A 24,012-nucleotide genomic window follows, 5' to 3' on the forward strand; every position below is an offset into this window, starting at 1 on the left:
CGTAGGTCAGCGTGGAGCGATCCAGGTGGCGCGGGCGGCGGCGACGAGCGTGCCGTCCACCTCGTAGATGGCGCTCTGGCCGTACATCTTGCGCCCGTCGCGGCCGGTCGGGCGGGCCACCACGGAGTAGCGGCCGCCGGGGTAGACCGGGCGGTGGATCTGCACCGCGAGCCGGCCGAGCAGCGCGGACTCGCCGGGGCCGAAGTGGGCCCAGCCGGTGATGCAGTCGAGCACCGCGCCCACGATCGACGCGGGCACCCCGTCCTCGCCCGTCACCGTGAACGGCACCCGCCAGCCGGCCGCCACCAGGTCCGTGCCCTCCACCGGGCCGGGGAAGATGCGCAGGCCGTCACCCGGCTCGCGCAGGCCGCAGGCGAAGCACTCGGCGAACGGGTGCGCCTTCAGGCCCACGAACCCGGCCTCGGCGCGCGCGGCGTCGTTGAACGGCACGAACCCGGGGCCCTCCAGGTCCTCGGCCACGGGGATGGCCTCGACCAGCAGCCGGTCGCCGTCCGAGAGGGACACGGAGTTGGCGACGTGCTCGAGACGCAGCTCGGTCTCCAGCGGCGTGGGCGCGTGCAGCGTGACCTCGACGGCTGATCGACCACCGTTCAGCGCCTCCGCCATGGTGCCCGCTATCCAGCCGCCGTTGGCGACTCCCGCGGGGCCCCGGAAACGCTGCGGAACGGTCAACACGGTCTGCAGGGCAGCCGTCGTCATGCCACAACCTCCAATATCGCCACATGTGGCGAGAAGTCCGGAAACATCAAAATAAGCAGGCCGATTTTACTGGACTCCCGGTTTCGCCAGATCTCGGGGGCCCTGGGGTTGATCGGCACCACGCATAACGCCTCGAAGGGGTCCGAAACTTCCCACCTGTCCCGACCGGCCTGTCACCAGGTGTCTCGAGACGCTAGGCGCCGCACATCGCCAGGATGTGACTCGGGGGTCAGAAGCAACGAAAATCGGCCTCACTCCGGACTTGCACCTGGAGTGAGGCCGATCAAGGCGTTGGGGCTACCTTATCCCGGCTTACCCCCGCCCCGCGACCAATACGCGGATACGGCCGCCCACCGAGGCCCGGATGAGCTGCGCGGTTCCGGCCGCGCTCGGTAAGGCTGGAGGACACGGCAGCATGAGAGAGAGCGGGTGAACCTGTGCAGGGTGCGAGGTTGCGGTATCCGTCCGGATCCCTGGTGATCCTGACGGGCCTTCCGGGCGCGGGCAAGACCACCCTGCTGCGCCGCCTGTACGGCCTGCACGGCACGGAGAGCCTGCCCGTCACCATAGGCACGGTCGCGGTGATCGACTCGTTCCAGTCCAAGCGGCACTGGTACGGGCGGCTCGCCTGGGCCCCGCAGCCCGTGCGCCGCGCCGTGGTCTTCGTCACCCACCTGAGCCGCATCCGCCGGGCGTTGACCCGGGGCCACTCGGTCATCGCGCACAACCGGGGCTGCGGCCCGTACGTGCTGCGCGGCTTCGCCTGGCTGGCCCGCAGGCACCGGGCGGGCTTCCACCTGCTCCTGCTGGACGCGCCGCCGGAGGTGGCGCTGGCGGGGCAGCGCACCAGGGGCCGGGTGGTGGCGCCCAGGACGTTCGCCCGCCATCAGCGCAGCTGGGAGAGCCTGCTGACCAGGGTGCAGGGCGGCGATCCCGCCCCCGCCTCCGGCGCCTACATCATGGACCGGGCGGGGGCGGATGTGCTGCAGGAGATCGTGTTCGACGAGCGGAGCGCTCAGAGCACCGGCAGGTAGCGGCCCAGCTCGAACTCGGTGACGTGGCGCCGGTATTCGCGCCACTCGGCCCGCTTGTTGCGCAGGAAGAAGTCGAAGACGTGCTCGCCCAGCGTCTCGGCCACCAGCTCGCTGCGCTCCATGACCTCGATCGCGTCGTTGAGCGAGCCCGGCAGCGGCTGGATGCCGAGCGCGCGCCGCTCGGCGCTGGTCAGCGTCCAGACGTTGTCCTCGGCCGCGGCGGGCAGCTCGTAGCCCTCCTCGATGCCCTTCAGCCCGGCCGCCAGGATCAGCGCGAAGGCGAGGTACGGGTTGCACGCCGAGTCGAGCGACCTGAACTCGATGCGCGTCGAGCCGCCCTTGTGCGGCTTGTACATCGGCACCCTGACCAGGGCGGAGCGGTTGTTGTGGCCCCAGCACACGTAGGAGGGCGCCTCGCCGCCCTGGCCCGCGATGGCCTCGGCCCCGCCCCAGAGGCGCTTGTAGGAGTTGACCCACTGGTTGGTGATGGCGGTGATCTCGGCGGCGTGCCTGAGCAGCCCGGCGATGAACGACCGGCCGACCTTGGAGAGCTGGTAGTCGGCTCCGGCCTCGTAGAAGGCGTTCCTGTCGCCCTCGAACAGCGACATGTGCGTGTGCATGCCGGAGCCCGGGTGCTCGGTGAACGGCTTGGGCATGAACGAGGCCCAGATGCCCTGCTCCAGCGCGACCTCCTTCATGACCAGGCGGAAGGTCATGATGTTGTCGGCCGTGGTGAGCGCGTCGGCGTAGCGCAGGTCGATCTCCTGCTGCCCGGGCGCGCCCTCGTGGTGGCTGAACTCGACGGAGATGCCCATCGACTCCAGCATCATGATCGCCTGACGGCGGAAGTCATGGCCGGAGCTGTGCGGCGTGTGGTCGAAGTAGCCGCCGGAGTCGATCGGCTCGGGCCGCTGGCCCGGCTCGGGACGGCTCTTCAGCAGGAAGAACTCGATCTCCGGGTGGGTGTAGAACGTGAAGCCCATGTCGGCGCACTTGGCGAGGGTGCGCTTGAGCACCCAGCGCGGGTCGGCGTGCGACGGCGAGCCGTCCGGCATGAGGATGTCGCAGAAGATGCGCGCCGCGCCCGGCGTCTCGCTGCGCCAGGGCAGGATCTGGAACGTGGACGGGTCGGGCTTGGCGAGCATGTCGGACTCGTAGACGCGGGCGAAGCCCTCGATGGCCGAGCCGTCGAACCCTATGCCTTCGGCGAACGCGCCCTCCAGCTCGGCCGGGGCGATCGCCACTGATTTGAGGAAACCGAGCACGTCAGTGAACCAGAGCCGGATGAACCGGATGTCGCGTTCCTCGAGCGTGCGGAGCACGAACTCCTGCTGGCGGTCCACAGCGTCCCCTCTATCTGACAGTACGGGTCTATGTACCAGCATGCCGTGTCCGTGTTTCACACACGTTACGGGGGGCGCCGGTGCGAGCCTCGCTGACAAAGCCCCCCGCCCCCACTTAATGTGATCACGCAGTCAGTCTCGGGGGAGGCATTGATGGCCATCGACCTGCTCAATCACAAGCTGGATCGGGCATTCGACCACATCGACGCGAGCGGCAACGGCGTCGTGGAGCGTGAGGACCTGCTGGGGCTCGGCGCCCGCATCCTGGTGGGCTTCGGGGAGTCCCCCACCTCGATCACCGGGGCCAGCCTGGTCGACAGCTTCGGCGGGATCTGGGCCACGCTGTCGCAGACGCTCGAGCGCGACCCCGACTTCAGCATCTCGCGGCTGGACTTCCGTACCGGGATGATTGCGGCGTTCGTCATGGGCGACCGGTATGACGCGGTGTTCAGGCCGGCCACGGTGGCGGTGGCGGACCTGTGCGACGGCGACCGGGACGGCGAGATCGGCCCCGGCGAGTTCCGCACGATGCTGAGCGCGTTCGGCGTCGCCTACGACGACGTGGACGAGGCGTTCGACCGGCTCGACCGGACGGGCAGGGGCGTGCTCACCGTGGAGGAGCTGGTCCTGGCCGCCTCCGACTACTACCGCAGCGACGACCCGAACGCCGCGGGCAACTGGCTTTTCGGCCCCCTGTGAAGAGCACTGTGAAGATCGCCGTGAACACCTCTGAGAAGACCTCTGAGAAGACCTCCGTGAACAGCGGCATGAGCACCACCGTGTTCGCCACCATGGTCGCCACCGCGCGTACCGCGCTCCGTTCGGCCCTGACCTCGATGCTGCCGCTGCCGCGCAGGGGCGGCTCGGCGGCGCTGGCGCTGCTGCCGCTCACCGAGCGGGTGCCCGCGATGGCGGCTCCGTGCAGGATGCACCCGGCCGTGTACGCGATCGAGGCCGCGGTCATCGACTGGGCCAGGCGGACCGGGCTGCGCGCCGCGCCAGGGGTGGGCTACCACCGGATGGCGGGCCGGGCGTTCGCCGAGTTCGACGCGGCCGCGGCGGCGCTGTTCGCGCAGTGGCTGACGTGGCTGTTCCACCTGGACGACGAGCTGGACGAGGGGTCGTGCTCGCTGGACATCTTCGACGGCATGCTCAAGGGCGCGGCGCGGCATCCGCTGGAGGCGGCGTTCGCGGACCTGTGGCGGGTGACGAGCGCGCGGATGAGCGACCGGTGGCGGGCCAGGTTCGCGGTCGGGCTGCGGCGCCAGCACGACGCCTGCCGCACCGAGGCCGACAACAGGGCGGCGGGCCGGATGCCGACGCTGGAGGAGTATCCGGCGCTGCGCAGGGGCACGGTGGGGCCGTACCTCTATGACCTGGTCGAGCCGTGCCTGCGGGTGGAGGTGCCGGCGTGGGTGCATGAGGGCGAGCCGTGGCAGCAGCTCGTGAGCGCGTGCAGCGACGTCACGGCGTGGTGCAACGACGTGGCCTCGCGGCCGAAGGAGCGCGGCGACGTGCACAACTTCGTCGTGCTGGCGATGCGCCAGCTCGGGCTGGGCGAGCGGGAGGCGACGGCCTGGGTGCTCGACCGGATCGCCGCGCGCTGCCACGACATGCAGAAGGCCGCCAGGCGGCTGCCGCTGGAGGACCTGGAGCCGAAGGAGGCGCGGGACGTCAGCAAGGTCGCGTGCGCGTACCTGGCGGCGCCGCGCGCCCACCTCGACTGGCTCCTGGAGTCCAAGCGCTACACCTGACCGGCTTGCGAAGTCCAGGCGCTACGCCTGACCGGCTCTTGACGTCCAGGCGCTACGCCTGACCGGCCAGGGTGTCTCCTATGGGGGTGCGGCGGTAGACGACCTGCTTGCCGACCCGCATCCCCACCGCGAGCCCGCCGCCGCTGAGCACGCCGAGGTGCTGGCTGACCGCGCCGGGCGTGAGCGCCATGCGCGCGGCGAGGGCCGAGGTGGTGGCCGGCTCGGCGAGCGCGAGCAGGATCTGTGCCCTGCTCCTGCCGATCAGCGCGGAGAGCCCGCCGGGCGCGGGCGGCGGCCCCTGCTCCCAGAGCGTGCCCACGCCGAGCACGGGGTAGATCAGCGTCGACTGGTACGGCGCCGTCATCACCGCCACGGCCTGCCCCCAGAACGCGCTGGGCACCAGCACCAGCCCGTCGCCGTGCAGGCCGCCCGCCTCGCACCACGGCCGGTCGACGATCAGCCGCTCCCCCGTCCACGTCACGGCCGGATCGAGCGCGGCGAACAGCTCGTGCGCCCCGCCCTGGGCGAGCTGGCGCGAGCGGCGCAGCACGTCGCGCTCCAGCAGCCCGTAGACGCGCGGCCAGAACTCCGCGAAGCACCTCTCCCAGTACGCCTCCAGCGTGTCGGCCACCCTGGCCACGCCTGCCTCGGGGTCGGCCATGAACCGCCGGATCACCGCGGGGTCGCTCCCTTGGATCCGCGCCGCCTCCTCGCGGGCCGCCTCGGGCGGCGTGCGCCTGACCCGGTCGAGCTCGGCGGCGAACTCCGGCATCGGCGTGTCGGGGGGCGGCGTGATGAAGTCGGCGATGTAGCCGGTCAGGGGCACGAGCGCGAACAGCTCGGACAGGTCGAGCCCGGCGAGGCGGGGGCGCACGGCCTTGAGCCACGGCAGGTGGATCGAGTGCCGCGACGGCCGCTGAAGGGTCCGCAGGCTCGCGACCAGCTCCCACACCGGCGAGAACGCGAACCGGATCCGGGCCACGTCCTCCGGCTTCATCACCCACGAGACGGTCATCTTTTTAGCCTGCACTAAATCGTTCGCCCCCACAAACCCCGAAATATCACGCTTGATGGCGTGACGAGCGCAACTGTTGAGCGACCCCCCTTCCTGCGGTCCAAGCTGGGCGGGCTCCCCCGCCCGTTCTGGGCCCTGTGGGGCGGCACGCTGGTGAACCGCCTGGGCACCATGGTCATGCCCTTCACCGGCGTCTACCTGACGCAGGCCCGCGGCCTGTCGGTGACGGCCGCGGGTCTGGTGATGGGCCTGTTCGGCGCGGGCTCGCTGCTGTCGCAGCTGCTCGCGGGGGTGCTCACGGACCGGATCGGGCGCCGGGCCACGCTGTCGGGCGGCATGCTGGCCACGGCCGCGACCATGCTGGCGCTCGGCTACAGCACCTCGCTGCCCGCCATCCTGGCCTCGATGTTCGTGCTCGGGCTGGTGATCGACGTCTACAGGCCCGCCTCGAACGCCCTGGTCGCGGACCTGGTCTCGCCGGCGGAGCGGCCCCGCGCGTACGGGCTGCTGTTCTGGGCGATCAACCTCGGGTACGCCGTCGGCATGACGGCCGGCGGCTGGCTCGCGGGGCTGGGGTTCGTCTGGCTGTTCTGGATCGACGCGGTGTCGAGCGTGCTCTTCGCCGTGCTGGTGTGGCGGGCCGTCCCGGAGACCAGGCCGGCGGTCCAGGAATCCGCCGGCGGGTTCGGCGTGGTGCTGCGCGACCGGCTGATGGTGGGCTTCACGCTGGTGACCCTGGCCCAGGCCCTGGTGTACGCGCAGACGATGACCATGCTGCCGGTGGCGATGACGAAGGTCGTGGGGCTGTCGCCGGGACAGTTCGGCCTGGCCATGGCGCTGAACGGCGTGCTGATCGTCATCGTCCAGCCGCTGGTGTCGGGGTGGCTGGGGCGCCGGGACGCCTCCCGTACCTTCGCGCTCGGTGTGGCGGTGATGGCGCTCGGGTTCGCCATGACGGCGTTCGTCCACGACACGTTCGGGCTGGCGGTGACGATCGTCGTGTGGACGGCCGGCGAGGTCATCCAGGCGGGCATCGCCGGCACGATCGTGGCCGCGCTCGCCCCGGCCGAGCTGCGGGGGCGGTACTCGGGGCTGTTCGGGTTCGCGTGGTCGCTGGCCGCGGTGCTGGCGCCGCTGCTCGGCGGGCCGCTGCTGGCGATCGGGACGTGGGCGCTGTGGTTCACGATCGGCGGGGTGGGGCTGGTGTCGGCGGCGGGCATGCTGCTGCTCGGGCCGGCCATCAGACGCCGCTGACCGGCGCGGGCATGCTGCTGCTCGGGCCGGCCATCAGACGCCGCTGACCGGCGCGGGCATGCTGCTCGGGCCGCCATCCACGCCGCTGACCGGCGCGGGCGCTCCCGGCCATGGGGAGAACCATGGGGAGAATTCGCCATGTACCCACGCACCTTCTCCCTCTACAGTTACGCCTGACATGCTGACCTTCACCGCGCTCGGACCGTTCCAGGCCTGGTCCGACGGCGCCGACCTCGATCTCGGCGGCCAGCGGCAGCGGGCGGTGCTCGCACGCCTGCTCGTCGCCGGCGGCCGTGCCGTGCCCGTGAGCACGCTCATCGACGAGCTCTGGCCGGGCGCGCCGCCCGCGCAGGCCCTGTCCACCATCCAGGGGTACGTCTCCCGCCTGCGCCGGGCGCTCGAGCCCGATCGCGCGCCCCGCGAGGAGGCCCGGGTGCTCGTCTCCGCGCCGCCCGGCTACGCGCTGCGGGCCGCGACGGAACAGGTGGACGCCTGGCGGTTCGAGAGCCTGGTGAAGTCCGAGGGGACGCCGGCGCAGGTGTGGGCGGCCATGGACACCGCGCTGGGGCTGTGGCGGGGGCCGGCGCTGGCCGAGTTCGGGGAGCTGAGCTGGGCCGCGACGGAGGCGGGCAGGCTGGAGGAGCTGCGGCTCATCGCCGTCGAGCGCCGGGCGGACGCCGGTCTCGCGCTGGGCCGGGCGACGTCGCTGGTGGCCGACCTGGAGGCGCACGCGTCGGCGTACCCGCTGCGCGAGGAGGCGTGGCGGCTGCTCGCGGTGGCCCTGTACCGGCTGGGACGCCAGGGGGACGCGCTGGCGGCGCTGCGCAGGGCGCGCGCGACCTGGCGCGAGGAGCTGGGCCTCGACCTGACGGCGGGGCTGCAGCGCCTGGAGGCCGACATGCTCGCCCAGCGCCTGGAGACACCGCCTGCGCCGGCCCCCGAGAAGACGGACGCGGGGAGGCCGGACGCTGAGGAACCGGCCGCCGCGCCGCTGCGCGTGCTCGTGGCCGACGACCAGGCGCTCGTACGGGCCGGCGTGCGGGCGATGCTGGCCGGCGAGCCGGGGGTCACGCTGGCCGGTGAGGCGGCCGACGGCGAGGAGGCGATCGCGCGGGTGTCCGCCACCCGTCCGGACGTGGTCCTGCTCGACATCCAGATGCCGCGCCTCGACGGGCTGGCCGCCGCCCGCCGGATCCTGGCGGAGGACCGGCCGCCCAAGGTGATCATGATGACCACGTTCGGCAGCGACGAGAACCTGTACGCGGCGTTGCGAGCCGGAGTGAGCGGATTCGTGCTGAAGACGTCGGCTCCGGAGCAGTTCCTGGCCGCGATCAGGGCGGCGGCGGCCGGGGACGCGCTCATCGACCCGACGATCACCACGCGGCTGATCGCGTCGTTCGCCGGGCGTACCGACCCGGCCGCTCCCCCGGCGCTGGCCGGGCTCTCCGACTCCCAGCTCGACGTGCTGAAACTCGTCGCCCGCGGCCTGACGAACCGCCAGATCGGCCACACGCTCTCCTGGCCCGAGGAGGAGGTGGCCGTCATGGTCAAGTCGCTCCTGGAGCACCTCGGGCTGTTCGACCGGGCACAGCTGGTCATGGCCGCGTACGAGTCAGGTTTGGTGACACCGGGGGAAAAGACTTCCTTTTCGTCGCTTTGACGATAAAAATCACGGCGTACTAGGCTTGGCGACGTGGCCCAACTGCGCATAGCCCTCGCACAGACGAACCCGACCGTCGGCGACCTTGACTCCAACGCCGACCGGCTGATCACGTGGACCCGTGATGCCGCCGCGCGCGGAGCCCATCTCGTGGTCTTCACCGAGATGTTCCTCACCGGCTATCCCGTGGAGGACCTCGTCCTGCGTACGTCCTTCGTGGACGCCAGCATCCGCACCCTGGAGGAGGTGGCGCGCAGGCTGGAACGGGAGGGTCTGGGAGACCTGCCCGTGGTCGTCGGCTACGTCGACCGCGCGGGCCTGGCCCCCCGGGTCGGCCAGCCGAAGGGCGCCCCGCTGGATGCGGCCGCGCTGCTCCACAAGGGGGAGGTGGTCACCCGGACGGCCAAGCACCACCTGCCCAACTACGGTGTCTTCGACGAGTACCGCTACTTCGTGCGCGGCGACCGGCTGCCGATCTTCCGGCTGCACGGCGTGGACGTGGCGATCGCGGTCTGCGAGGACCTCTGGCAGGAGGGCGGGCCCGTGTCCGTCGTCGGGCAGGCCGGTGCCGGGCTGCTGGTCGTGCCGAACGCGTCGCCGTACGAGAAGGAGAAGGACGACGTCCGCCTCGAGCTGTGTGAACGGCGGGCGCGTGAGGCGGGCTGCGCGCTCGTCTACGTGAACCAGGTCGGCGGCCAGGACGAGCTGGTCTTCGACGGCGACTCCATCGTGGTGGACGGCTCGGGTTCGCTGGTGGCGCGGGCGGGCCAGTTCCAGGAGGAGCTGCTGGTCGTGGACCTGGACCTGCCGGTCTCCGACGCCGAGACCGGCACGTTCCCGTACGACGCGAGCGACGGCACCACCATCACGGTGGACCGCACGGTGCTGTCGGACACCCCCGTGGAGCCCTATGAGCCCCTCCCCGCGACGATCGCGGAGCGCCTGGACCTGCACGCCGAGGTCTACTCGGCCCTGGTCCTGGCCGTGCGCGACTATGTGGCCAAGAACGGCTTCCAGTCGGTCATCCTCGGCCTGTCCGGCGGCATCGACTCGGCGCTGACGGCCACCATCGCCTCGGACGCCATCGGCCCGTCGCGCGTCAACGTGGTCCTCATGCCCTCCCGCTACTCCTCGGACCACTCGCTGGCGGACGCGGAGGAGCTGGTCCGCCGGCAGGGCGTGACCTCGCAGGTCGTCCCGATCGCCGACATCGTCGACGCCTTCGAGAAGGAGATCGACCTCTCGGGCCTGGCCGCCGAGAACCTCCAGGCGCGGGTGCGCGGCATGATCCTCATGGGCCTGTCCAACCAGCACGGCCACCTGGTGCTGACCACGGGCAACAAGAGCGAGCTCGCGACCGGCTATTCGACGTTGTACGGCGACTCGGCCGGCGGCTTCGCCCCCATCAAGGACGTGCCGAAGACCATGGTGTGGGAGCTCTCCAAGTGGCGCAACGCCAACTCGCTCCCTGAGTTCCTGCTCGAGGCGAAGGCCCCCATCCCCGAGAACTCCATCGTCAAGGAGCCGAGCGCCGAGCTCCGGCCCGACCAGCGGGACACGGACTCGCTGCCGCCGTACGAGGTCCTCGACCGCCTGCTGGACGACTACGTGGAGAAGGACATGGGCTCGCAGGAGCTCATCGCGGCGGGCCACGACCCGGCGCTGGTCACGAGGGTCATCAGGCTGGTGGACCTGGCCGAGTACAAGCGCCGCCAGTACCCGCCCGGCCCCAAGATCACGCCGAAGAACTTCGGCCGCGACCGCCGCCTGCCCATCACCAACCGCTGGCGCGAAACCACCGGCCAGGCATGACGACGAACCCTCGGGCGGCGTCCAGGCCGGTGGCGTCGTGAGCGTGGAGCTGCTCCGGGTGGAGCTGGGCGTCATCTGGCGGCTCGACGCGCGGGGGCGCCTGCCGGGGCCGGAGGACCTGGTGATCGGCGTGGCGGCCGACGGCATGACCGCGGCGGTGTCCGGGCGCCTGCCCGGCCCCCTCGCCGCGCGCCTCCTCGACCTGGTCGCCAAGGGCGTCCCGTCGCCTCCCGGCCACCCGCCGGACGTCCTGGCACGGTGCCGCGAGCTCCTCGGCGACGAGCAGGCGGTGTCCGGAGGACCGAGCTACCTGGTGCGCCAGCCGACCCGCTTCGACGTGCCCGCCGAGGTCCTCAGATCGGAAGATCCGGCACACGCTGAGCGCGTACGCCCGCTGCGCCCCTCCCACTGGACGCCCGGCGAATGGGACGAGCTCGTCGGCCGCGGCGAGGGGGCGCCGTGGGCGATGATCGTCGAGGACGGGCAGGTGGCCGCGATCTGCCACAGCGCGCGCCTGACCCCCCAGGGCGCCGAGGCGGGCACCTGGACGTCGCCCGCCTTCCGGGGCCGCGGGTACGCCGCGGCGACCACCGCCGCCTGGGCCGGCCTCCTGCCGGACATTCCCCTCTTCTACAGCACCAGTGCCGACAACCGCTCCTCGCAGCGGGTGGCCGCGCGGCTCGGGCTCCGTCCCGTCGGCTGGCTCTGGAAGCTCACGCCCTAGCCGTGGCGCACCTCCTGCTCCCATCGGTCCCGGGGCTGGGTGTGCAGGCGCCAGTAGTGCTCGGCGATGTCGTCCGGGTCGAACTCCGTGCCGGGCGCGACGGGCCCGGCCACGGTGATGCTCGCCACGTGCACGCCGGAGGGCCCGTACTCCTCGTCGAGCAGCTTCACCAGCGTCCGCACGCCCGCCTTGCCGAGCGACAGGCTGACGTACGCGGCCTTGGGCTCGGGCATCCCGCCGGTGACGAGGAACGACCCGCTGCCGCGCCGGGCCATCGCGGGCGCCACGTGCGTGGCCGCGACGAGTGCGCCCACCACGTTCACCGCCCAGGCGTCCAGCTGGGCCCGCATGCTCGCCTCCCCCGGCGTGTCGGGCCGGATGACCGCGGCGTTGTAGACCACGACGTCCGGCGTCCCCAGCTCGGCGGAGGCCGCGTCGAGGGCCGCCCGCAACCCGTCCTCGTCGGCGACGTCGGCCTTGTACGTGAGCACCCCGTCCAGATCGAGCGCCGTGCCGGTACGCGAGACGAGGGCGACCGGCAGCCCCTCCCGCGCGAACCGGCGGGCGACGGACCGGCCGATCCCCGGCCCCGCTCCAATGATCACAGCTCCAGGCATCATCGGCTCCTTCCTGTTGTTGTGACCGGAAGCTAAGGCGTCACATCGATGTGAAGGTCAAGGAGTGCATGAAGATCGGAGACCTAACCCGGCGGACCGGGGTGAGCAGGCGGTTGCTCCGTTACTACGAGGAGCAGGGGCTGCTGCGGCCGGTACGGCTGCCCAACGGCTACCGCGAGTACGGCGAGCCGGACGTCGCCGCAGTGCGCCACATCCGCGCGATGCTCGCCGCCGGCCTGCCCACGGCGGTCATCGCCCGCCTGCTGGACTGCGTCCACGACGACGGCGACCAGATCGTGCCGTCGGCCTGTCCGGGCATGGTGAGCAACCTGCGAAGGGAGCACCGGCGCATCACCGAGACCATCGAACGCCTCCAGACGTCCCAGCGCGCCCTCGACGCCATGCTCACCGCAGTCCGGCCGGCCCCGTGATCAGGTGACATCACAGAGGGTTGCCGCCGCGATGCGGTCTCTGCGACGGACCATCCTCAACCTGCGTTCGCTTCCACCAGGTCCACCGGTTGCACGTCCACCAGCCTCATCAGCAGTTCCCGCGCGATGCAATGGGGCAGATCCTCATCGTCGAACCGCATCACCCGGTTCACCGAACACGGCACCACGGGAGGCAGGTACGGCAAGAACACATCCCCCCGCACCCCGAGCGGAACGCAACCGCCCACGGTGAAGACGGCCGCATGGCGGCGCAGATGCGAGCACTGCGCGATCGCCTCCGGGATGCACGCCCGGCACGTCGGAGGAGCGTTGGTGTAACCGTCACCCGCACCTGAGTAATCCGACGACAACAACCACCAGATACGACCCGTGTCCGCATCCACCGCCGAGCGTGCGCACACCTGACACAGGCCCTTCGCCATGCAGCGCCACTGCCGACGCGTGTTGACCGTCGTGAAGTCCGGCCGCCCCGCCCGCGTCTGCTTCTGCCGCAACCGCAGGACACCCTGGGTGTAGTCACCCCGGTGAGGGTCGGCATAGCTCAGCCGCATCCCACCCGCAGCAGGCACCCACACCAGGCGATGGGTCTCGGCCTCCCCTGTCCAGCCGATCACGTACGGGTAGCAGAACGCGGTCCCAGCCGCGCTCTGGTTGACGCTCACGACGACGCCTCGTCTGCGACACGCGGAGCCGTCCCATACATCCACTCGTAGCGCTCCTGGCAGAAACCCGCCACGCGCCGCACAGCCGTCTCCATCGCCGAGCACGGACACGACGTGTAGTTCCACGTTCCCTGCTTACTCGTCTGGTGCAGGCACCAGCGGAAACGCCATCCGTACGGACCCCACTCGCACCACACGGCCAGCCCGACCGACCAGATCCCCACCAGCGCTATACCCTCGCACTCGCTGATCTGTGACTTGATCCCGTACCTCTCCAAGCCCTCCGCCAGCGCCCGCGCCAGGCTCCCCGCCGGACTTTCCACCCCAGCCCGCGCCCTCACGCCTTCCTCCCAGCCCCGCCCACGAAATCCACCCTCGCCGGATCGCTCTCGGCGTATGGATCCCTCGCATCCGGGTTCAACCGCGGCGCTTCAGCCGCTGCGCGGTCCGCCTCGTAATTTTCCCTCCAGCCTATGAAGTACTCGTACATATGCGTCACATTCGGCATATTCAAATTAATCGGACGCGGCTTCTTTTTCTCGGGCGGGCGCTTGGCCGGTGGATCCAGCTTTGGCCGGCCATTCGATATGGGGGACATGGCTCGACCGTAGAACCAGGTGGACCACCCTCTCACCCCTGCGAGAGTGCGCAATCACTCGGATCTCAAGGTAGCGCTGACCTGCTGGTTTTTGGCCACTCCGAGTCACTGCCCATTCAAATGGGTAACCTGGACCCGAGTCCGCGAGGAGGTGACCAAATGTCTACCCATGTGGGAGCCGGTGACAGCCCGCAGGCGCAGGGGCGCAAACTGGCACGTATCGGTAGAGATTTATGGCAACAAACAGGTTCGGTAAAAAAGGCCGCGCTTGGGCTTATGGACCTGCACCCGGAGATACCCAGCCTTCAAGCCTTCCGCTACGCCTGCGGCCTTTCCCAGGTTCAAGCGGCCGAGCGGTACAACGAGGCGACAGGCCATCAAACCAGCCTGGGAGGCACCACCATCAACGCCTGGGAGACGTGGGCACGGGAGCGACGAGGAGCCGGATCTCCTCCGACTTTCTCCAGCCTGCTCATCCTCGTCACAGCTTATGGTCGTGGCCCTCTAGGAGTTGCCAACGAAGACATCTCCCCCAGCGATCTGGTCGCGGAAGCCTACGAGCGTCTTGCCCCCGAAGATCAACTCTCCCTCAAGCAGTTCACCGCCGCCAACTCGTCGGGGCGTCCATCTGAGCCGCCCACCGGGGTGGATGCGCTGGCTCGCACGTGGAAATCCCCAGCCCTCCAGGACAACATCATCGGTCGCGATTTCAACCTCACCGTTCCCACCATGGAGCACGGCAATCCAGAAAGATCCCTATACACCCTTCCCAACCACAGGCCGGGTCTGCTGCTCAACCAGACATGGTCCTCGTTCGGCTATGGGATCGAGAGGCTCATACAGCAAATCAAAAACGTCGGGCGTCGAGTAGATGTGGACGCCTGCTTTGGAATCAACGAAGCCGGGCTCGTCATGGCGACCTTTCTGGCGTCGGCTCAGTTCGGGCGCTGTCCCATCGGTTACCTCAAGTGCAACAAAAGCCGCGACTTCATCGCCCTCGACCCCGCCTCCATCTACCCGAACCTCCCCGAGGCACCGTCGATCATGCTCTGCGACTTCGAGGTCAAGCACGCGGACGTGGTCGGCTTCATGACTCGGGAGATCCGTACACGGTATCCGAGCGCAGAAATCTACTTCGCCGTCTTTGGGGCCATGACCAAGGAGCGCGATCTTGAAGTGGAGAGCTTCGATAATCTCACCGGCGCGGGCATCGTGCGAGCCGCTGACTTCACAGCGGTGTTCATCGCCGCAACCATGAGTCCACCCGGGATTGAGCCACCCCTGGAGCTACGCTGACCGCACGGAGGTTGCATCGTGACACCCCAGCCCCCTCTTCCTGGCATCACGCAGCAGCTCGCAGACCTGGTGGCCCGCGTAATCGCCGAGCTTCGTCCCCGGCTCATCGATGCCGCGCTGTCGGGCAATCGCTCAGAAAACCGCAACCTTCGGCACTCCGACAATTTCCTGTCGGACTACGACCTGTGGATGCACGGACGGTATCGGGAGCTCCTGACTCAGGTCCTCCCCTCATACGTATACGCCTCCGAGGAGGCTGATCCTCAGGTCATCGGAAACAACCCCGACCCTGACCTGTGCGTACTGGTTGATCCGCTCGATACGAGTGAAATGGCAGTGCGAGCGTTGTACGGCTACACGCATGTAATGCTCTACTCGAAGAGCCTCCGCCGTCCTATCGCGGCCGTGGTGGGTGACATCTTCCACCATCTACAGATCTACGTCGCCGCCCGCGACGATGAGGGACACGACCGCGCCTTCGTCTTCACCCAGGAGGGGACGGCTTTTCCCCTCCGACTCAACCGGGCCACCCCGCTGGAACAGTCCCTGATCACGAACTTCTTCATGAAGCCCAGCGAGCGCTTCGCCCCACTCGCACGGGAAACCCGCCTCATAGGAGAGTTGAGCCGCCCCTCCGCAGACGGCGTAAGCCGAGGGCGCATTGGCGTGGACTTCGGCTCCATCGGGCTGTGTCACATCGCCGCAGGGTTCAGCGACGCCATGATCGAGTTCGCCAAGGGCTTTGCCACCTGGGACCTCGCTCCCGGCCACTACATCCTCCAGGCAGCCGGAGGAGTCGTCCTCGACCTCCAGGGTCAGCCCATTCCCTTGGACTACGGATTCGGCTCCGTACCTGATATCACCAAGGCCATGGAGGATCGCTACAAGTTTGTCGCGGCCTCAAGCCTGCCTCTCGCCCAGTCCATCCTCTCCACCCTGGCCAAGAGTTGAACGACCTTTGGGTAACCCTCGGATTCGTCGCCGCACTGCGTTCCTACGGGACTGCTGGACTCGCCATCGCCCACTGCCGAAAGGCGACGCGCCCGATACGGCGTGGGCGGCGCGAGGCGAGGGAGCCGTACAAACGCCTCCTCAGCCTAAAGGCCCCGCAGTCCCGCCTTCCTTCTAGTGGTCGTCGCAACACCCCAGGTTGGGGAGTGCGAGGGAAGAGTTCGAGATGGGAAGGGGACTGCATCATCGGCAAGAACGGCAACTCGGCCATCGGCACGCTGGTCGAGCGCACCACCCGCTACGTGATGCTCGTCCACCTGCCGATCGACCGCCGCGCCGAACGTATGCGCGACGCCCTGCTGGACACTGTCGCGACGCTACCCGCCCATCTCAAGCGCTCTCTGATCTGGGACCAGGGCAGTGAGATGGGTCGCCACCACGAGTTCTCCGTCGCCGCCGAACTTAACGCCAGACCAAGAAAGACGCTCGACTGGGGAACCCCAGCCGAGCGTCTCGCCATGCTGCTGGCCGTCGACAGCTCATGAGATCCCCGGGAATCCTCCGGAGTATGACGTGACACCGCTGTTTTGGCAGTGTGCACCGCCTTCGGGGGTGCCGCTCGATCTCGCCCCGGCCTGAACATCGGCAACACATTTGTGCTGCCTGCCCAATTGTCGGTGAGGGTGGACATACTGCCCCAGTGATTGACGAGACGCAGCGCCTGTATGCCGATTTCCTGCAGCGCAACCCCTATCTCGCACAGGCCACCTGCTGGACTGTGGTACAGCCGATCGCCTCCCCCTTAACCGTCGAGGCCATCGCCGAGCGACTCGGCGGACGGACCGAGGACCTGGAGCCAGAGCCCGACGACAATGTGGACGAAGCCGACTACGAAGGTGCTTTCTACATCAGCCACGACGACGCGTCGTTCATCCTCTACGAGGGCAACGGCTACCAGGGCAACCGTCCTGAGGTGTTGCGGCGGCTGAGTGACGGAGCCCGCGCGCTGAGCCTTTTCTGGAACGTCAACTGGACGGCCAGGCTGACATACGCCGCTTACGGCACGATTGTCACCGCGTTGGACCCGAAGTTTCCCGGTGAGCGATGGGGCAAGACTCCGCACGTACTAGATACAGAGCTCACGGTTTTAGAGGCGGCGGCCGAACCTGGGGAATGGCAGGCGGCCGCAATGGCCGTCGTCGAAGCCGTCACCGGAGTGAGACTCGATCTGCCTGACGCCAGCGCGCCACGACTGCTGCTGGAGGAGGCCATCCCGGATGACCCGCGTGCTCCGAGCGCATTGGGTGGCGTCGATCCTGATCTGGACGTTCGGCTGCGCCTGGCACCCGAGCCCGTACAGACCGCGGTGATCCATCGCGTCGTCAACGCCTACGTCGCGGCAACCGGCCTGACGGGCGAACCGATGGTTCGGGAGGCGCTCGACCGCCTCGTTACCGGCGGCGGTGATGCAAGGCGAGCAGGGGTCGACCTGACGCCGCTCCTGGCCCGGCTCATGGACGATAGGCGTGACGAGCAAGGAGCGGTTCTTGCGGAGGACCATCCTGTTTCGCGCCGCTTCTGGGCGGCCCGCGCTCTGGACGAGGCCATGCCGGGACACACTTGGCCTGATCGCCTCGATGCGCTCGTGAACGCGCCCACGATCCTCGGCGACATGTGGCCGGCGCTACGTGCCCAGATCAAGACCATGATCGCCGAAGGGAGGAGCTCATCGTCCATCGGGCTCCTCAACCGTTCGAATAGTTATGCCCTGGGCGGACGCGCTCTTGGGCTGGTCACACGTTCGATCACGGTATCTAGGCCTATGTGAGGGCGGCCCACACCACTAGCGAAAGACGCTCGGCCAAGGCAGTCCTACCGAGCGTCTCGCCATGCTTCTCGACAGTGACAATTGATCACTGTGTTGCGACGACCCCTGGAATTCGTCCCGCAAGTCGTCAGGGGGCCATTCCCGCCAGGACCGCGTCCACGACGTGCTCGGCGAGGTCCGGGGCGAGATCCCCGGGCGGAGCCCATTTGGTGTGCCAGAGCATGGTGCCGGTGAGGATGGCCATCCCCATGGTGACGTCCAGATCGGCTCTGAGCTCCCCGGTGGCGATGCCGCGCTCGATCACGGCGCGCATCGCCTCCCTGCGTGGCTCCACCGCCCGTTTCATGAAGCGCTCCGTCAGCCGCGGGTAGCGATCGGCCTCGCTCATCGCGATGTTCATCACACACCGGTTGCGTACGTTGCCCGACTCCCGGCGCATCGCGTCGAGCAGGGAGATCAGGTCGTCGCGCACCGACGTGCCGCTGAGCGGCGGCAGCGGCGCCTTGAGGGTGGACAGGGCGTCGACGACCAGGTCCTCCTTGTTGGACCAGCGCCGGTAGATGGTCGTCTTGCCGACGCCCGCCCTCGACGCGATGGCCTCGATGGACAGCTCGGAGACGCCCATGCCCTCACCGATCAGATCGAGGGTCGCCTCGATGATCGCCTTTTCGGCCTTCTCGCTACGCGGACGGCCCGCCGAGCGGGCAGTCCCCGATTCCTGGATCGTCATCGCGGCCTCACACTACCGCGGGTTCTTTCTGTTCCGCCTGCTGGAGCGGGCGTGCCTTGCCCGGCATCCACTTCGCCACGACCGCGACGCCGAGCAGCGCGATCACCGCTGACACCAGCGCCGTGACGTGCATGCCGTCGAGGAACGCGGTGAACGCCGGCTTGATCAGCGCGTGGCCCCTGTCGCCGAGCGCCTGGACGACGCCCATCGTCTGCACGAGCGACTCGCCCGCGGTGTGCTGGACGTTCGAGGGGAGACCGGCCAGCGAGGGGGTGATCTCGCTGCGGTAGTTCGACGAGAGGACCGAGCCGAGGACGGCCACGCCGAGGGCGCCGGCCACCTGGCGGACGGTGTTGCTCATGGCCGAGCCGACGCCGGCCTTCTCCCTGGGCAGCGACTCCATGATGGCGGTGGTGGCGGGCGGCATGATGTTGGCCATCGCGGCGCCCTGGACGAAGAAGACCAGCTCGATCAGCACGATCGGCGTGTCCTGCTCCATGAACGCGTAGCTGGCCAGGGCGCCGGTCACCACGATCATGCTCACGGTGGCCGACAGCTTGGCGCCGAACCGCTCGTTCACGCGCTGGCTGAGCGGCGCGAAGATGAGCTGCGCGGCGGCGAACGGGATCATCAACGCTCCTGCCTGCACCGGCGAGAACCCCAGCACGATCTGCAGGTAGAAGGTCAGGAAGAACATCCCGCCCATCATCGCGAAGAAGACCATGCCCATCATGCCGATGGCCGAGCTGAAGCGGACGTTGCCGAAGTTGCGCACGTCGAAGATGGGGTGGTCGATGCGGCGTTCCCACCACACGAACACGCCCAGGACCGCCAGGCCGATCAGCGTGGGGACCAGCACCTCGGCGCTGGCCACGGTGCCCAGGTAGCCGCCGCGGATGATGCCGTACACCACGGCCACCAGCCCGATGATGGACAGCACCACGCCGACCGGGTCGAGCTTGGACGGCTTGGGGTCACGCGACTCGGGCACGAGGCCGGCGATGAGGAACATCGCGATGATCACGATCGGCACGTTGATCAGGAAGACCGAGCCCCACCAGAAGTGCTGGATCAGCAGGCCGCCCGTGATCGGTCCGATCGCCACGGCGAGGCCGACGCCACCGGCCCAGATGCCGATCGCCTTGCCCCGCTCGCCGGGCGGGAAGACGTTGGAGATGATCGCCAGCGTCGCCGGCATGATCGCCGCGGCGCCGATGCCCATCGCCGCTCTCGCCAGGATCAGCTGCATCGGATCCTGGGAGTAGGCGCTGGCGAGCGAGGCCAGTCCGAACAGCGCCATGCCGATGAACAACATCCGCTTGCGCCCTGTTCGGTCGCCGATCACGCCGAACGTGAACAGCAAACCGGCGAACACGAGCGTGTACGAGTTGATCGCCCACTCCAGCTCGCTCTGTGTCGCTCCCAAACCGACCGTCTTGTCGGCGATGGTCTTCATCGCCACGTTGAGGATGGTGTTGTCCAGCACGACGGCCAGCAGGCTGAACACCAGCACGCCGAGGATCCCCCAACGGCGTGGATGACCCGCTGCCGGGTCCACGACTGTGTCCTTCATGATTGCGTCCCTAATTTCGATACGTCTGAGTTTCGCAACGACACCGTATCGCAAGATATTCCGATACGCAACGGTGCCGTTTCGTAAATAGTGTGTGAACTCTGCCCGGCACTGGGCACGTTCGACGAAGCCCCGGGAGGCCCGGCCCGCACCCCGGCGGGCACCGCCCCCCAGAACCGTCACATCCGGCGCGCCGGCCCCCTACAACCACTGGCCGCCGAGCGGCCGTGGCTCACACCCTGGAAGGTGCCGGCTCGTCCGCCGCTGCCCCTTCCTCCTCGACCGGCGTCGTGCGTGCCTCCGACGGGCGCCGGGACCAGAAGGGGGCGGCGACGAGCACCATGGCCGCGCCCACCAGGCCCGCCAGCACGAATCCCCATGCCGGCCCGCTCCCGTCGATCACGGCCCCGATGATGGGGGCCGCGACGGCGCCGCCGAGCAGCAGGGCCGTGCCGTGGAGGCCCATCGACTCGCCTCTCGCCCCGGCGGGCACCCACCGGGAGAGCATGTCGACCGTGGACGACAGCGCGGGCGCGCAGAGCAGCCCGGCCGGCAGCAGGGCCAGGACCAGCCACTGCCAGCCGCCGCCGACCAGCCCCACCGGGACGGTCAGCAGGCCCATGCAGGCGATGAGCGTCAGGGGGGAGAAGCCACGCGAGAGGCCACCGTACACGAACCCGCCGATGAGGGAGTAAACGCACCAGATGGCCACGGCCAGGCCCACCCACTCGGTCTGGCCTGCCTTGTTCATGGTCGCGACCAGCGACAGCTCGGTCGCCGTGAGCACGAACGTGGCCGCCGCGGCCGTGCCGAGCAGCGCCACCAGTCCGGACGTGAGCCACTGCCGCCTGGGCACCTTCGCCGTGTGCTGCTCCAGCTCCTCGGGCGATCGGGTGGGCGGGTTGAGCGCGATCAGGCCCAGGCCGGCGGCCGCCGTGCCGACGCCGATGGCGCCCATCGTCACCCCGCTGCCGAACGCCGTGATCCCCACCACCGCGAGGGCGGGACCCGCCATGTACGACAGCTCGACGATCATCGAGTCGAGTGCGAACGCGCTGCGCCGCTGGGCCACCGGCACCAGCGCGGCCAGGCACTGTCGGGTCACGCTGAAGACGGGCAGCGCCAGCAGCCCGGTCACCGCCGCCGCCCCGATCAGGACGGGGAACGGCAGCGTCCACGCGCACGCCCAGAACGCCGCCTGAGCGACGGTCGTGACGATGAGGACGGGACGCAGGCCGTGCTTGTCGACAAGCCTTCCCGACAATGGGGATCCGATCGCCATGCCGATCGTGCTGGCCATGGTGATCAGACCGGCCTTGCCGTATCCCAGGTCGAGCACCACGGCGACGTGCAGGGTCAGCGTGATGCCCATGGCCGTGGACGGAATCCGCGCCAGCAGCCCCACCAGCAGCAACGCGGGGACACCCGGGATCTTGAGCAGTCGTCGGTAAGGGTCGAGAGCCATGTCGTTTTAACCTCCGCACCGATTCTGGCAAGAGGCACCGACAGTTTCGCCACGGGTTTTCCGCCGCGTGACAGCGCGTGACATCATCGGAAGGAGTCCGGGGACGCCGCTGGGGCGCCTCGAGACGTTTCTGGAGGGTTCACAACTCATGTCCTCTTCAACCACGCTGTACGGGGGCGCCTCCGGGCGCCGGGTCACCGTTCGCGACCTCACCGCCGCCAAGGAGCGCGGAGAGCGGTGGCCCATGGTCACCGCCTACGACGCGATGACGGCCAGGGTCTTCGACGACGCCGGCATCCCCGTCCTGCTGGTGGGCGACTCGGCGGCCATGGTCGTCTACGGGTACGACTCCACGCTGCCCGTCACGGTCGACGACCTCCTGCCCCTCACGGCGGCCGTCGTACGCGGCTCGTCACGGGCGCTCGTGGTCGCGGACCTGCCGTTCGGGTCGTACCAGTCCTCGCCTCAGCAGGCGCTGGAGTCGGCGGCGCGCTTCATGAAGGAGGCGGGCGCGCACGCGGTCAAGCTGGAGGGCGGCCGGCGCGTCCTGCCCCAGGTGGAGGCGCTGGTCTCGGCCGGGGTTCCGGTCATGGCCCACCTCGGGCTCACCCCGCAGTCGGTGAACGTCCTGGGCGGCTACCGCGTCCAGGGGCGTGGGCAGTCGGGCGACGAGCTCATGGCGGACGCGAAGGACCTGGAGCGGGCGGGGGCGTTCTCCGTCGTGCTGGAGTGCGTGCCGGCCGACCTGGCGCGGCGGGTGACGGCGTCGCTGGCGATCCCGACCATCGGCATCGGGGCGGGCGCGGGGACGGACGCGCAGGTCCTGGTGTGGCAGGACCTGATGGGGCTGACGCCGCGACCGGCCCGCTTCGTCAAGCGCTATGCGGACCTGGCCTCGGAGATGGACCGCGCCGTGCGCGCCTTCGCCACCGACGTGACCTCGGGGGCCTTCCCAGCGCCGGAGCACTCCTACGCCTGAGAGCCGGTTCCGCGCCACGCGACCGGCCGCGGTCACCCGGCCGCGCGACCGCGGCCGGCCGCGGTCGCGCGGCCGGTGGCGCGGCGGTCACGGTCGCGGCCGGTCACATTCCGGGCTGCGTGACCGGCGCGGTCGCGCAGCCGGTCGCGGTCGCCCTGCCGGTCACGTCGTGGCGCGGCCCGATGCGGTCGCGGCCCGGCACGATGCGGTCGCGGCCCGGCACGATGCGGTCGCGGCCCGGCACGGCCACTGACACCCGCAGGCCCGGGACGCAGAAGGCCGGTGAAGTCACCTCCCGGCCGGACGGTCCGCCGGAGCGGCGGCCCAGGTGACCGGTAGCCGGTCCACCCCGTACACCGCCATGCGCTCACGGGTCGGCACACCGGCCGCCGGAACCGCCAGGCGCAGGTCGGGGAAGCGCTCGAAGAGCGCGGTCAGCGCGATGCGGAGCTCGGTCCGTGCGAGGTGCTGCCCGAGACACTGGTGGACGCCGTGCCCGAACGCCAGGTGCCCGGTCGCGGGACGGCCCACGTCCAGCATGTCCGGGTCGGGGAAGCGTTCCGGATCCCGGTTCGCGACCGGCAGCGCCAGGACCACGGTCTCCCCGGTCGCGATGACCTGGCCGTCGATCTCGACGTCGGTCAGCGCGGTGCGCCGTACGTCGAACTGGAGGATCGACAGGTACCGCAGCAGCTCCTCGACCGCCGGTCCGTTGGCTTCCGGGTCCGCGGCCAGGCGGGCCCGCTGGGCGGGTTCGGTCAGCAGCACGAACGTCCCGAGCGCGAGCATGCTCGACGTCGGCAGATGGCCGGTGGCCAGCAGCACCATGCCGAGGTTGGCGAGTTCCTCGTCGCTCAGGTCGCCGGTCGCCACGGCGTGAGCCAGCAGCCCGTCGTCCGACGGGCCGCTGCCGGCGCGAAGGCGCGCGAGGAGGGCGCGTATGGTCCCGATGATCGACATCACGGCCTCGGCGGTCTGCTCCGGCGTGGTGTCCAGGTCGTTCATCACCGCTGTCGCGGCCTGGATCACGTGCCGCTCCTCCGCCGGGACGCCGAGCAGTTCGCAGATGACGAACGCCGGGATCGGCATGGCGAACGACGCGACGAGGTCGGTGGGCGGCCCTGCGTCCGCCATCGCGTCGAGCGCCTCCGCGGTGTACCGGCGGATCGCGGGCGTCAGCTCGGCGACGCGCCGAGGCCCGAAGTGGCTGCTCAGCAGGCGGCGGTACCGGGTGTGCTCGGGCGGGTCCATGTGCGGGAAGATCCCCGGCGGCGCGGGTGTCGGCCGCTCGTGCGCGCGCTCGCGGCCGACCGGCTGGTGCAGCAGCTCCCGCCGGGTGCTGAAGCGTGGATCCGCGAGGATGGCCCGGATGACGCCGTACCCGGTCGCCACCCAGCCGAGGTGCCCGTCGGGATAGGCGAGCCGGCTGAGTGGGGCTCGCTTCCGCAGTTCGACGGGCGGGTCGAAGGGGGTGGGTCGGTCGGTCTCCAACGGCTGGGCCTGGGGACCGTCGCTCATCCGCAATCTCCCGTCTGCGCACCGGGC

At 69.7% G+C, this 24,012-nt stretch carries 23 protein-coding genes and 1 pseudogene; 13 read left to right on the plus strand and 11 right to left on the minus strand.

The features are described 5' to 3' along the window. Positions 1–6: 6 nt before the first annotated feature. A complete protein-coding gene (locus tag AB0H84_RS06790) occupies positions 7–720 on the minus strand; it encodes a hotdog fold domain-containing protein (RefSeq protein WP_357599193.1) in 714 nt (237 codons plus the stop codon). Between the two features lie 452 nt (positions 721–1,172). Between AB0H84_RS06790 and AB0H84_RS06795 the strand changes: the two genes are divergently transcribed. Beyond that, the gene (locus AB0H84_RS06795; RefSeq protein WP_357599196.1) at positions 1,173–1,754 is read left to right on the plus strand and encodes an AAA family ATPase; all 582 of its coding nucleotides are present in this window, start codon (positions 1,173–1,175) and stop codon (positions 1,752–1,754) included. On the opposite strand, the gene glnA is transcribed toward AB0H84_RS06795, so the two are convergent. After that, on the minus strand, positions 1,736–3,097 hold the full coding sequence (gene glnA / locus AB0H84_RS06800; protein WP_357599199.1) for a type I glutamate--ammonia ligase: 1,362 nt from the start codon (positions 3,095–3,097) through the stop codon (positions 1,736–1,738). The genes AB0H84_RS06795 and glnA overlap by 19 nt on opposite strands. Before the next feature lie 153 nt (positions 3,098–3,250). Between glnA and AB0H84_RS06805 the strand changes: the two genes are divergently transcribed. After that, on the plus strand, positions 3,251–3,796 hold the full coding sequence (locus AB0H84_RS06805; protein WP_357599202.1) for an EF-hand domain-containing protein: 546 nt from the start codon (positions 3,251–3,253) through the stop codon (positions 3,794–3,796). Between the two features lie 20 nt (positions 3,797–3,816). Continuing rightward, positions 3,817–4,851: a terpene synthase family protein gene (locus AB0H84_RS06810; RefSeq protein WP_357599205.1), complete on the plus strand. Its 1,035-nt coding sequence runs from the start codon at positions 3,817–3,819 to the stop codon at positions 4,849–4,851. A 52-nt stretch (positions 4,852–4,903) separates the two neighbouring features. Here the strand turns inward: AB0H84_RS06810 and AB0H84_RS06815 are convergent, their stop codons facing one another. Continuing rightward, on the minus strand, positions 4,904–5,866 hold the full coding sequence (locus AB0H84_RS06815) for a DUF5937 family protein (RefSeq protein WP_357599208.1): 963 nt from the start codon (positions 5,864–5,866) through the stop codon (positions 4,904–4,906). A 60-nt stretch (positions 5,867–5,926) separates the two neighbouring features. Between AB0H84_RS06815 and AB0H84_RS06820 the strand changes: the two genes are divergently transcribed. The 4 genes from AB0H84_RS06820 (at position 5,927) to AB0H84_RS06835 (ending at position 11,316) form a co-directional block, all read left to right on the plus strand. Next, positions 5,927–7,120 (plus strand): MFS transporter, encoded by a 1,194-nt coding sequence (locus tag AB0H84_RS06820; RefSeq protein ID WP_357599211.1) that lies wholly within the window; start codon positions 5,927–5,929, stop codon positions 7,118–7,120. Between the two features lie 178 nt (positions 7,121–7,298). Further along, positions 7,299–8,780, plus strand: coding sequence for a BTAD domain-containing putative transcriptional regulator (locus AB0H84_RS06825; RefSeq protein ID WP_357599214.1), 1,482 nt, complete (start codon positions 7,299–7,301; stop codon positions 8,778–8,780). Positions 8,781–8,813: 33 nt separating this feature from the next. Further along, positions 8,814–10,592 carry an NAD+ synthase gene (locus AB0H84_RS06830; RefSeq protein WP_357599217.1) on the plus strand — a complete coding sequence of 593 codons (1,779 nt, stop codon included), beginning with the start codon at positions 8,814–8,816 and terminating at the stop codon, positions 10,590–10,592. A gap of 37 nt (positions 10,593–10,629) precedes the next feature. Further along, entirely contained in the window at positions 10,630–11,316 is a 687-nt protein-coding gene (locus AB0H84_RS06835) for a GNAT family N-acetyltransferase (RefSeq protein ID WP_357599220.1), read from the plus strand. On the opposite strand, the gene AB0H84_RS06840 is transcribed toward AB0H84_RS06835, so the two are convergent. After that, on the minus strand, positions 11,313–11,933 hold the full coding sequence (locus AB0H84_RS06840) for an SDR family NAD(P)-dependent oxidoreductase (protein WP_357599222.1): 621 nt from the start codon (positions 11,931–11,933) through the stop codon (positions 11,313–11,315). The two genes, AB0H84_RS06835 and AB0H84_RS06840, sit on opposite strands and share 4 nt — an antisense overlap. A gap of 68 nt (positions 11,934–12,001) precedes the next feature. Between AB0H84_RS06840 and AB0H84_RS06845 the strand changes: the two genes are divergently transcribed. Next, on the plus strand, positions 12,002–12,364 hold the full coding sequence (locus tag AB0H84_RS06845; protein WP_357599225.1) for a MerR family transcriptional regulator: 363 nt from the start codon (positions 12,002–12,004) through the stop codon (positions 12,362–12,364). Between the two features lie 56 nt (positions 12,365–12,420). Here the strand turns inward: AB0H84_RS06845 and AB0H84_RS06850 are convergent, their stop codons facing one another. Together AB0H84_RS06850 and AB0H84_RS06855 are read right to left on the minus strand one after the other, a co-directional pair. Further along, positions 12,421–13,047, minus strand: coding sequence for a hypothetical protein (locus AB0H84_RS06850; protein ID WP_357599228.1), 627 nt, complete (start codon positions 13,045–13,047; stop codon positions 12,421–12,423). A 337-nt stretch (positions 13,048–13,384) separates the two neighbouring features. Beyond that, entirely contained in the window at positions 13,385–13,537 is a 153-nt protein-coding gene (locus AB0H84_RS06855) for a hypothetical protein (protein WP_357599231.1), read from the minus strand. 267 nt (positions 13,538–13,804) lie between these two features. Here AB0H84_RS06855 and AB0H84_RS06860 point away from each other — a divergent pair, with 267 nt between their 5' ends. The 4 genes and pseudogenes from AB0H84_RS06860 to AB0H84_RS06875 all read left to right on the plus strand — a co-directional run bounded on the left by AB0H84_RS06860 (position 13,805) and on the right by AB0H84_RS06875 (position 17,720). Beyond that, the gene (locus tag AB0H84_RS06860; RefSeq protein ID WP_357599234.1) at positions 13,805–14,941 is read left to right on the plus strand and encodes a hypothetical protein; all 1,137 of its coding nucleotides are present in this window, start codon (positions 13,805–13,807) and stop codon (positions 14,939–14,941) included. Between the two features lie 18 nt (positions 14,942–14,959). After that, a complete protein-coding gene (locus AB0H84_RS06865; protein WP_357599237.1) occupies positions 14,960–15,892 on the plus strand; it encodes an inositol monophosphatase family protein in 933 nt (310 codons plus the stop codon). 227 nt (positions 15,893–16,119) lie between these two features. Continuing rightward, positions 16,120–16,437, plus strand: a pseudogene (locus AB0H84_RS06870) (IS30 family transposase); the annotation flags it as partial. A gap of 155 nt (positions 16,438–16,592) precedes the next feature. Beyond that, positions 16,593–17,720 carry a DUF6461 domain-containing protein gene (locus tag AB0H84_RS06875; RefSeq protein ID WP_357599240.1) on the plus strand — a complete coding sequence of 376 codons (1,128 nt, stop codon included), beginning with the start codon at positions 16,593–16,595 and terminating at the stop codon, positions 17,718–17,720. A 127-nt stretch (positions 17,721–17,847) separates the two neighbouring features. On the opposite strand, the gene AB0H84_RS06880 is transcribed toward AB0H84_RS06875, so the two are convergent. The 3 genes from AB0H84_RS06880 to AB0H84_RS06890 form a co-directional block, all read right to left on the minus strand. After that, complete coding sequence (locus AB0H84_RS06880) at positions 17,848–18,450, minus strand: TetR/AcrR family transcriptional regulator (RefSeq protein WP_357599243.1); 603 nt, start codon at positions 18,448–18,450, stop codon at positions 17,848–17,850. Between the two features lie 7 nt (positions 18,451–18,457). Beyond that, a complete protein-coding gene (locus AB0H84_RS06885; protein WP_357599246.1) occupies positions 18,458–20,023 on the minus strand; it encodes an MFS transporter in 1,566 nt (521 codons plus the stop codon). A 232-nt stretch (positions 20,024–20,255) separates the two neighbouring features. Beyond that, on the minus strand, positions 20,256–21,488 hold the full coding sequence (locus AB0H84_RS06890) for an MFS transporter (protein ID WP_357599249.1): 1,233 nt from the start codon (positions 21,486–21,488) through the stop codon (positions 20,256–20,258). Between the two features lie 148 nt (positions 21,489–21,636). Here AB0H84_RS06890 and panB point away from each other — a divergent pair, with 148 nt between their 5' ends. Then, entirely contained in the window at positions 21,637–22,467 is an 831-nt protein-coding gene (gene panB, locus AB0H84_RS06895) for a 3-methyl-2-oxobutanoate hydroxymethyltransferase (RefSeq protein ID WP_357599252.1), read from the plus strand. Positions 22,468–22,570: 103 nt separating this feature from the next. Here panB and AB0H84_RS06900 read toward each other — a convergent pair whose 3' ends face one another. Together AB0H84_RS06900 and AB0H84_RS06905 are read right to left on the minus strand one after the other, a co-directional pair. After that, positions 22,571–22,759, minus strand: a complete 189-nt coding sequence (locus AB0H84_RS06900) for a hypothetical protein (RefSeq protein WP_357599255.1) — start codon at positions 22,757–22,759, stop codon at positions 22,571–22,573. Continuing rightward, a complete protein-coding gene (locus tag AB0H84_RS06905; RefSeq protein ID WP_357599258.1) occupies positions 22,756–23,985 on the minus strand; it encodes a cytochrome P450 in 1,230 nt (409 codons plus the stop codon). Before AB0H84_RS06905 ends, AB0H84_RS06900 begins: the two co-directional genes overlap by 4 nt. Positions 23,986–24,012: the final 27 nt, after the last annotated feature.

The organism is Nonomuraea sp. NPDC050786 (assembly GCF_040654115.1).
In the GTDB taxonomy this organism is placed as follows: Bacteria; Actinomycetota; Actinomycetes; order Streptosporangiales; family Streptosporangiaceae; genus Nonomuraea.